Origin of the sequence: Nitrosomonas sp., from assembly GCF_040240425.1 — a bacterium.
Lineage (GTDB): Bacteria > Pseudomonadota > Gammaproteobacteria > Burkholderiales > Nitrosomonadaceae > Nitrosomonas.
The window spans coordinates 1-8,024 of the sequence record NZ_QPHG01000064.1; the positions used below are offsets into that span (position 1 = coordinate 1).

Consider the following 8,024-nt stretch of genomic DNA (forward strand, 5'->3'; position numbering starts at 1 on the left):
TGTCTGATTTAATATCGTCTATTACAGCAGACAATCCTTCCCCACTCATCAGCAGTAAAATTATAGTCATCATACAAAGATACAATTTTGCTTCAAAACTTATATTAGCTTTCTTTATTGCACAAGCTTTGTCGATTCTTGCCAGTGAACTAGCTGTTAGTAGTGCATCGTAATTGAGAGTATTCATATTTTTCTCCTACTAAGAATTAAAGTACGGAACTGCCTTGGTATGTATCAGCAGTTACTCTGTTAAATAGCCATCACATGACCTGCGTAACTTAAGCGCATAGTTATGGCGTACCTGCAGTCCTGCTATCATCGGAAATGGCTCCTTTAGACCAGTGACTTTGCGTCCCCTGCTTTCGCAGGGTTTGCCTTTTTCTAGAGTCTGTTAACACTATCTCATATAACGTGATGATGGAAATCACCGAAACTCAATATCAACAGATTAAACACTGTATGCCGTGCCTGCGCGGCGATGTCAGTCACTAATCTACAAATTCTCAATGCTATTCTGCATGTTACCGAACATGGCTGCGAATGCGCGGACTACCCAAACGTTTCGGTAACTGGCATACCATTTGTACCCGGATGAATCGATGGGCGAAGAGTGGTTGCTGCAAAAAGTTTTTGAGCAGCTGCAGCAACAACAAATCATATGCAACAAAATCGAAGTCGTTTCGATCGATAGCACCAGCATCAAAGTGCATCCCGATGGCACTAGTGCATTAAAAAAACGGCCCACAATCCATCGACAAATTCAGAGGCGGTTGGATCACTAAAATTCATCTGGTTGCCGCAGATGACAGAACAGCCATAACCTTCGCCTTATCCCCCGGACATGCACATATGATGCACCGGCAGGGCGCCAACTCCTCTTGGCGCTCGGCCCCGTTACTTCACTGACCTCATCTATTGATGGATCGCGCTTATAAAGGTGACCATCCAGGCAACTTGCATTGGAACTTGGTTATATCCTGGTTGTTTCATTTAAAGCCAATCGATTAGAGCCATGGGAATATGATCGCGCCATCTACAAAAAATGCAATGAGATCGAAAGATTATTCCGTAGACTCAAGGGATTTCGTCGAATATTCTCCAGATTGGACAAATTAGGGAAGCGCTGAATAATTCGCCGCACAGCGAAACTCTATGCGCAATACCCGGGGATGGGGCTGAAATTTAATATTTTTTGGCTTAAACTGTGAAGCGGCCCCCATGAACTGTACAACCTGATGGTAGCATTACGCTCTGATAAGACAAGTTAATCAAGCCCCGTTCAGCCAGATGCGCGTTGATCGCATTGAAAATAGATTCAATCAGATAATGCTCATCATCCAGCAGATGTCGGAATTTAAACAGTGTCGTTGCATCCTGCGTCACTTCTCGATTCAGATCACAATGCCAACAAAACGCCGTATCGCTTGACCGTCGTATACCGCATCCTCAATCCTTCATCTGAAAAGCCAAAACACTGTTGTACAACATACATGCGCAACATTCGTTCCAGCCCAACTGGCAGGCGACCGGGTTTACCGCTTGCTGGATAGAATGGTGCTATCACTTCCGTCAGAGATGACCAAGGCGTTGATAATTCAATTTCATCCAGAAAGCGATCACGCCGCGTTTGTTTCTTCTTTGTTCCATACTTCATCTCCGAAAAGCTTGTTTGCATCTCTTTACTCGATATTATCAATGGGATGCATTTTATAGACTTCGGTTAGTCAAATAAATCATATTCAACACTTCAATACTATTGTTTTAAAACATAATGCTATCATTCAACCCCTTAATCCTGAGGGGGGTGCCGTACAAGGTCTCCAATCGATCGAAAGGGGGGGGCGTTTGGCTTAAAAATGTTATCCAATAGCACAGTTCGGGTGGGATGCCCGTGTATCTTTTTGCGTTCATCGCGACCTCCAGAAGAATAAAATTCCCTTTTGGAAGGCAGCAACGATTCTTATGCCACTTTATCAAGCTTTTTGTTGCTTCTTTAATTATCTTCTTCTTTGATGGCGAAATCTAAGCTCTAGTTATTGTAATTCTCGCGTATTCGTATAGCAAATAGTGAGTAATACCAATAGAATTTGAAAAAAGCTTACAAAATATCCGGTTTTATTTGATCGAAATGTAGCATAAGACAACTTTCGCTCATTGTCAGACGCAAAACAGAAGGAGTCTCATTGAAAGGTGGTCTCGTAGATACGTTCAATTAGAACTCGCCAGGAGAAATCAGCTGCACGTACGCGGCAAGTTGAAGATAACTGAACATCAGTGCGGCTACGCTCTACCACATGCAAGAGTTTCTCGACATAATTTTCAATGGTTTTGTCAATATCCGGCAATGCCTCTATAGCAGCGCCACAGGTATCGTTTACCACAACACCTGGACCGCCCAGTTTAAAACAAACCACTGGTAAGCCCGCTTGCAATGCTTCTAGCACCACAAATCCCCCAGAGTCTCTGAGACTGGGGTAAAAGAATACATCATATTCAGCGAAGCTTTGATTAACCTTGTCTTTTTCTAACCAACCCAACCATTCAATGGCTGCGCTAATGCCAAGCTTATGGGCTTTATTTTCCCAGCGTGATCTCTCAACACCATCGCCAATAATGGTTAAGGAAAGTTGCGAGTTTTTCTTATGTGCTAGCGCAAATATTTCAAGACCCAAGTCCATGCCTTTCCAGCCGATACAGCGTCCGACAAATAACAAGCGCACTTTTTGAGTATTACCTTTTTTTGTCAAAGCTTGATTCTTACACGAGCTAGAATCGCTCCCAATAGCTAATGAAATTTGAGATTTTGCCAGATAAACTTTTGGAATTCTCGTCAAATGCTGCTCAGAAGTGAAGAAAAGTTTTTCGGCATTGGCGAAAGTAACGTGCATTAAGGGATCATATTTCACAAAGGAATTGGCAATTTTTCGTACTTTTTCTAATAATTTTTGCTTTAAGGAAAAAGCTCTTGTGTAGCCTTCTGGAATTTCATCTCCTCCGGCCACAGGGCCAAAATAAAAAGGTATACCCAAATACCCCATAAAACTTGGCTGACGAAAGCTCACCCAAGTAACATGGTGCACCCGATCAAAGGGTATTTGATTGTGCAACATCAGTGCGTGCCTAAAGGCCAACCACTGCCAGAAATAATAATAAATATGATTGCGACGATTAAATTTATGCAAAAAAGCATGCAAATTAGGCAAGTCCAAGTATACAAATCTTACGTGCTTACATTCCCCTGTTTCTTCTATCCTGCGCTCAATGGCTTCCTTATGGCTTGCTCGAGTGAAAACTGTAAGCTTGTAACCATACAATGCCAGTTGCTTGGCCCACTGCCATCCAACCTCTTCATCAGAGCCCGAATAGGGATCACAAGCGAATGCAGACAATAGTATATTCATTTGAAATCATCAAGAAAGTGAGAAGCCAAAGTTTAAAACCTTATTTGATTTCCATAGTAAGACCACGGGGAATGGCGAGCTGAGAGCACCGCTCTCACCACTTATTTGCAAAAATGAGATAGCTACCATAAATCATCATAAGTGGAAAATACGGACCTAAATACCGTGAAACCTTACCTGAACCGTAAATCTTAACTCCTGAGAATCCGTGCATTTGCAACCTAAATCGCAATATTTTGGGAAAGTGCTGTGTTAAATGACTGTTGCCATAAACTGATGCTCCTGTCAACTTGCTTTTGATGTAGTTGGGGTTGGGTGTCGTAAGCAACAATCTTCCACCAATCTTCAAAACTCTTTGAAACTCGCATAAGGTTATATCTACATCCGCGGGATACAGATGCTCAAGGAATTCACCTGCTACAATCACATCAACAGAGCGATCCTCAATGGGTATATTTGTTGAGAGTCCATGCATATTTTGAGAATAGCATTCAGGGAGCGCATCCAGTCTTTCTTGTACACAATCAAGTCCCAGTAACGTTAACTTTGGATTTAACTGCTTTAGGCGCAATCCACCTCTACCGGTATTACATCCTACGTCAAGGATTCTTGTGGCATCCTTTGGAAAAAATTTGAAAAACTGATTATACCTTTCTAAAGTAAAAGAATCAGTTTCAGAAATAACTTGTTTAACATTCTGAGTCTTGTATTTCTCGTGCCAATTAACCATGTAGATTCTCTCAAGTTATACATGAAAACCACATTACACTTTTTTCTATGATAAAAATGACTTATTTTATTTATATTATACAGGTTGACCTTGCTCTGTAAAAACGTATTTCTTAACTCAGTGAGGTAAGCCTGATGTGGTCCAATAGACTCGGACACTCCAGTTAAGAGAAAAAGTTTTAATTGGAGGAAGAAGTGGAACCGAGGAAACACTATACACAGGAATTCAAACTGGATGCAATCAGTCTGGTACTGGATCAGGGATTTACCGCTATTATGTAGCACCAACACAAAGCACTAACCGGCATTAGTCATTAATATAGTACCTGATTTTTTATTTTCAGGTGCCAAATGTCCGAGTCTCATGTTGTTTCTGCCCTGGTGACCAAACGCTCAGAGATGTTAAGTATTCTTAAACAACATCAATCTGAAATTGATCGGATTTCGAGCGAAATAAGCCATATAGATGCCACTATAAAGTTATTTGCGCCAGAACTTGATCTGCGCTCAATTCGAGCCAAGAAACGTGTAGCGCAGAATAAATATTTCAAACCTGGGGAATGTCCTAGATTGATTTTAGATATTCTTCGAAAATCTGAATGCTCAATGACAAGCAGGGGAATATCTGAAGCTATGTTGCAAGCCAAAGGAATTGAGTCACATGCCGAAATGATTGATCAGATGCAGAGAAGTGCTTTGAGCGTATTGAAGATTTTAGAGAACAAGGGGCTGGTTACGCGGGGAGTGCCAGAAGGCTTGGAGCGCACTTGGATGATCTCCTAGAATCCCAATCTCTCTGATTGGCGCTTATTTCCCTGCCAATATCCGCACCAATCATGATGTGCGCGAGTTTTTGCACATTTCTTCGTAATATCCATAAAAATCTCCCCATTTGACTTGCGACGGGTATCTTCCCGATAGGCGGCTTCATTGGCGTAGTTTGCTAGATATTGATTGCCGAATTTGTGCGTTTGGCCATACTGCATGCGACGGAAACGTGAAAAATATGATTCAGCCAAATTATTAGTTGTCCCGGTATCGCTTCGATATTCCTTGGTATGATTAACGCGGCGCGTTTCAAATTTTGCATGCAATGTATCATAAGCGCTCGATTCATCGGCGCAGATTATTGATCCCTTCTTTACAAACTGATTGGCCAATTTGCTAACGTCAGCCTGATTCTCTGCTCTAATTACAAATGTTATTGTCTTGTTTGAGCCTTTAATCAAATTGCCAGCCGTTTCCACTTTCTGACGCATCACAAACACGCAACGCTTATTAGGCTTCTGATTCTCTGCAAGTCTGCGATCAATCCGGTCTTTTTTCTTGTTTTTCTGACGAATCGATCCATTCACGTAAGTTCCATCAACGTGTATTTCACCCACAAGCGGCGAATCGTCACGGCATTTTATTAGCGATTCGCGGATTTTATGCGCCAGAACAAAAGCCGTTTTGTATTGCACCCCAAGATCACGGGATAGTTGCAGAGCTGATAATCCTTTTACAGCGTTGGTATATATCGCAATCGCTGCAAGGTAAGCGCGCAATGGTAATTTATGGAATGCAGATATTGTTCCAGAGGTTACCGAGAATGTGTGACCGCAATCTTTGCAGCGCCATTGCTTGCGAGAGCTAATGAAGTAATGCTTTCCTACCGTTCCACACACAGGGCACGCTACATTGTCGCCAGAACCCCAGCGCACTTCTTTGAATAGTTGGAATTCTTGATCATCGGTTAAATCCATAACCCTGCGCACCGATAAGGTGCGGGCTTTGGCTGATAACAGGAAGTGTTGCGACATAATTAATTACTCTGCATGTGTCATATATGATATCAATATATCATATATAGAATAATATTCAATACAAATATTTCAGATATGAAATATTTGATGCTTCTATGCTATCCTGCTGCTTTGTAAATAAAAATATGAGGTTTGCAAATGGAAGCTCAAGACTGGAAAGCTAATGCAAAAAATATCCTGAAGTCCGAGTTAGCGCGAAAAGGTGTTGATTATGAAACTCTAGCTACAAAGCTTAAGGAGCTTGGCATCGAAGAAAGTTATAACAGCATAAACACCAAGATTAACCGAGGATCATTTACTTTTCAGTTTTTCTTGCAGTGCATGAAGGCAATTGATGTTGAAAATATTAGGATTTAACTATGACAGAGCTTGAAGATTTAAAGATACAACTTAACCGAGCGCAAGCAGTGCTTATGGCTCACCAGCTCTTTTGGCTGCATTATGTGCTCACTCCGGCATATCAGAAGATATTATTAAGACTTTTCATGATGTATCTTCGCGGGATCGAGATTTGTATTATTTCGAGCCAATCTCGGACTCTGAGATAGATGACGCTCAAATTGCGCATAATTTTCTTCTCGATTATATAACCAGAACTTCATCCTGGATGAACTCAAAATAATGGCCTCTTCATCGTTAGAGATCGTATTGGTCATGAAAATATCCTATATAAAAAACATGTTCTTATGATATAGCTATGAGCAAGCGTTATTTTTATAGTTTTCCTGATACCAAGGATGTTGTAACGGTTTCAATCCCTATATCAAAAGCTCCGGAAATTAAAATTGAAATTCCGCAGATCCCGGATGCTCCAGAGATTGAAGAGTTTGAATTTATTAGCTTAACTGTTGAACAGATCAAGGAAATTAGTGACGATGAGCTGAAATATGTTTTATCTGACGCATATCAACCAGAAAAGATTTTGCCTATGCCGCTGCAATCTCTGATCGTCTGTGAGCTAAGTGATAGATAAATAAAAGGATCACATAAGCCGCATGTGGCTAAGTATTATGATTTTTGGTTTGGTGTTATCACTATCATCTTAACCGCTATTGGTGTATGGATCGCTTATAATCAGAGCCAGACTTCTCAGAATAAGCAATCTGATTCTCAAGCGATTGAATCCGGCAATCATCAAAAGTCACAGAAATACCAAGAAAAACCAGAGCAAGCCCTTGAAACAATACAATCACAGCAAATACAGCAACAAAAATCCTCAGGCGATGTATCTCATGAGCGAGAGCTTCCTGATTCCTTAAAACTCATGAATCAGAAATGCCGCAGCAAGAGCCAGAGAAACAAGAATAGCAATCAAAGAGAAATTCATTGTGTGTCAACCATCCAAAAAATTAACTAATAATAATGGTTGGCTTGGTTTATTGATGTTGGATTTTCCGTTTGTGCGGCTGCTACATAATGCCGGGATTTACGGTAGCAGAAGCTGCCAGGAGCCTGGAAATTAGGGCTAACATGCTTGGACGATGGATCAAGGAGAGCGAGGCGGACAATAATGGTCAAGCATTCCGCGGCTGTAAGAATTCCTAGCGTTGTTTACAGCATTCAGGAGAATACTGTAGATGAACATACACAAACGCACTCGCTTAACATTATTGGATCGTCAGGAAATCTGGCGGCTTTATCAAACCCGGTTGTGGAAGGTAGTTCAGCTGGCAGAACACTTCCACGTCAGCCGTCCAGCGATTTATGACGTACTGAAACGCGCCAGACTCCAGGAATTTATCCCGCGTGACAGTACCAACCAACGGTTCAAGACGTTGCAGTATGGCCTTAAACGTCTGGCCAAGGTCGAGCAAACCATCCAGGAACGTCTCAAGCGTGAAGCGAAGCGCTCTATAACAAATCTTACCCGGGCGAGCTCGTTCATTTCGATACCAAGCGGCTTCCCTTCTTGAAAGGACAGTTTGCCAATGAACCTCGCGAGTATCTATTTGTGGCCATCGATGATTTCTCCAGAGAGCTGTATGCCGATATTCTTCCCGATAAAACCCAGCATAGTGCAGCTTGCTTTCTCATCGCTACTGTTGCTCAATGTCCTTACCAGATCGACTATGCTTATTCTGACAACGGC

General features: G+C 41.7%; 9 protein-coding genes, 3 pseudogenes and 1 riboswitch. Of the genes and pseudogenes, 7 read left to right on the forward strand and 5 right to left on the reverse strand.

The window, feature by feature from the left end; translation table 11 throughout:
- A partial coding sequence (locus tag DU481_RS15135) for a hypothetical protein (RefSeq protein ID WP_350135873.1) occupies positions 1-187 on the reverse strand: 187 nt, incomplete at its 3' end.
- 112 nt (positions 188-299) lie between these two features.
- Positions 300-386: riboswitch (cyclic di-GMP riboswitch) on the reverse strand.
- Between the two features lie 31 nt (positions 387-417).
- On the opposite strand from DU481_RS15135, the pseudogene DU481_RS15140 reads away from it, so the two are divergent.
- Positions 418-1,127: pseudogene (locus tag DU481_RS15140) on the forward strand (IS5 family transposase).
- 139 nt (positions 1,128-1,266) lie between these two features.
- On the opposite strand, the pseudogene DU481_RS15145 reads toward DU481_RS15140, so the two are convergent.
- The 3 genes and pseudogenes from DU481_RS15145 to DU481_RS15155 all read right to left on the reverse strand — a co-directional run.
- A pseudogene (locus DU481_RS15145) lies at positions 1,267-1,675 on the reverse strand (transposase); the annotation flags it as partial.
- Between the two features lie 505 nt (positions 1,676-2,180).
- Positions 2,181-3,401: a glycosyltransferase family 4 protein gene (locus tag DU481_RS15150; RefSeq protein WP_350135875.1), complete on the reverse strand. Its 1,221-nt coding sequence runs from the start codon at positions 3,399-3,401 to the stop codon at positions 2,181-2,183.
- A gap of 94 nt (positions 3,402-3,495) precedes the next feature.
- Positions 3,496-4,131, reverse strand: a complete 636-nt coding sequence (locus tag DU481_RS15155; RefSeq protein WP_350135877.1) for a methyltransferase domain-containing protein — start codon at positions 4,129-4,131, stop codon at positions 3,496-3,498.
- Between the two features lie 350 nt (positions 4,132-4,481).
- Here DU481_RS15155 and DU481_RS15160 point away from each other — a divergent pair, with 350 nt between their 5' ends.
- On the forward strand, positions 4,482-4,913 hold the full coding sequence (locus DU481_RS15160; protein ID WP_350135879.1) for a hypothetical protein: 432 nt from the start codon (positions 4,482-4,484) through the stop codon (positions 4,911-4,913).
- Here the strand turns inward: DU481_RS15160 and DU481_RS15165 are convergent.
- Positions 4,910-5,875, reverse strand: coding sequence for an IS1595 family transposase (locus DU481_RS15165; RefSeq protein ID WP_350135881.1), 966 nt, complete (start codon positions 5,873-5,875; stop codon positions 4,910-4,912). The genes DU481_RS15160 and DU481_RS15165 overlap by 4 nt on opposite strands.
- 198 nt (positions 5,876-6,073) lie before the next feature.
- On the opposite strand from DU481_RS15165, the gene DU481_RS15170 reads away from it, so the two are divergent.
- The 5 genes and pseudogenes from DU481_RS15170 (at position 6,074) to DU481_RS15190 (ending at position 7,848) form a co-directional block, all read left to right on the forward strand.
- Positions 6,074-6,292, forward strand: coding sequence for a DUF6471 domain-containing protein (locus tag DU481_RS15170; RefSeq protein WP_350135883.1), 219 nt, complete (start codon positions 6,074-6,076; stop codon positions 6,290-6,292).
- Between the two features lie 340 nt (positions 6,293-6,632).
- Positions 6,633-6,908 (forward strand): hypothetical protein, encoded by a 276-nt coding sequence (locus tag DU481_RS15175; RefSeq protein WP_350135884.1) that lies wholly within the window; start codon positions 6,633-6,635, stop codon positions 6,906-6,908.
- 24 nt (positions 6,909-6,932) lie between these two features.
- Positions 6,933-7,292 carry a hypothetical protein gene (locus DU481_RS15180; protein WP_350135886.1) on the forward strand — a complete coding sequence of 120 codons (360 nt, stop codon included), beginning with the start codon at positions 6,933-6,935 and terminating at the stop codon, positions 7,290-7,292.
- Between the two features lie 65 nt (positions 7,293-7,357).
- Positions 7,358-7,465: pseudogene (locus DU481_RS15185) on the forward strand (hypothetical protein); the annotation flags it as partial.
- A 47-nt stretch (positions 7,466-7,512) separates the two neighbouring features.
- Complete coding sequence (locus tag DU481_RS15190) at positions 7,513-7,848, forward strand: hypothetical protein (RefSeq protein WP_350135888.1); 336 nt, start codon at positions 7,513-7,515, stop codon at positions 7,846-7,848.
- Positions 7,849-8,024 lie beyond the last annotated feature (176 nt).

Coding starts and splice junctions, on each gene's coding strand:
- DU481_RS15150 (WP_350135875.1), bottom strand. CDS start 3,401: ATGAATATACTATTGTCTGCATTCGCTTGTGATCCCTATTCGGGCTCT.
- DU481_RS15170 (WP_350135883.1), top strand. CDS start 6,074: ATGGAAGCTCAAGACTGGAAAGCTAATGCAAAAAATATCCTGAAGTCC.
- DU481_RS15165 (WP_350135881.1), bottom strand. CDS start 5,875: ATGGATTTAACCGATGATCAAGAATTCCAACTATTCAAAGAAGTGCGC.
- DU481_RS15175 (WP_350135884.1), top strand. CDS start 6,633: ATGAGCAAGCGTTATTTTTATAGTTTTCCTGATACCAAGGATGTTGTA.
- DU481_RS15155 (WP_350135877.1), bottom strand. CDS start 4,131: ATGGTTAATTGGCACGAGAAATACAAGACTCAGAATGTTAAACAAGTT.
- DU481_RS15190 (WP_350135888.1), top strand. CDS start 7,513: ATGAACATACACAAACGCACTCGCTTAACATTATTGGATCGTCAGGAA.
- DU481_RS15160 (WP_350135879.1), top strand. CDS start 4,482: ATGTCCGAGTCTCATGTTGTTTCTGCCCTGGTGACCAAACGCTCAGAG.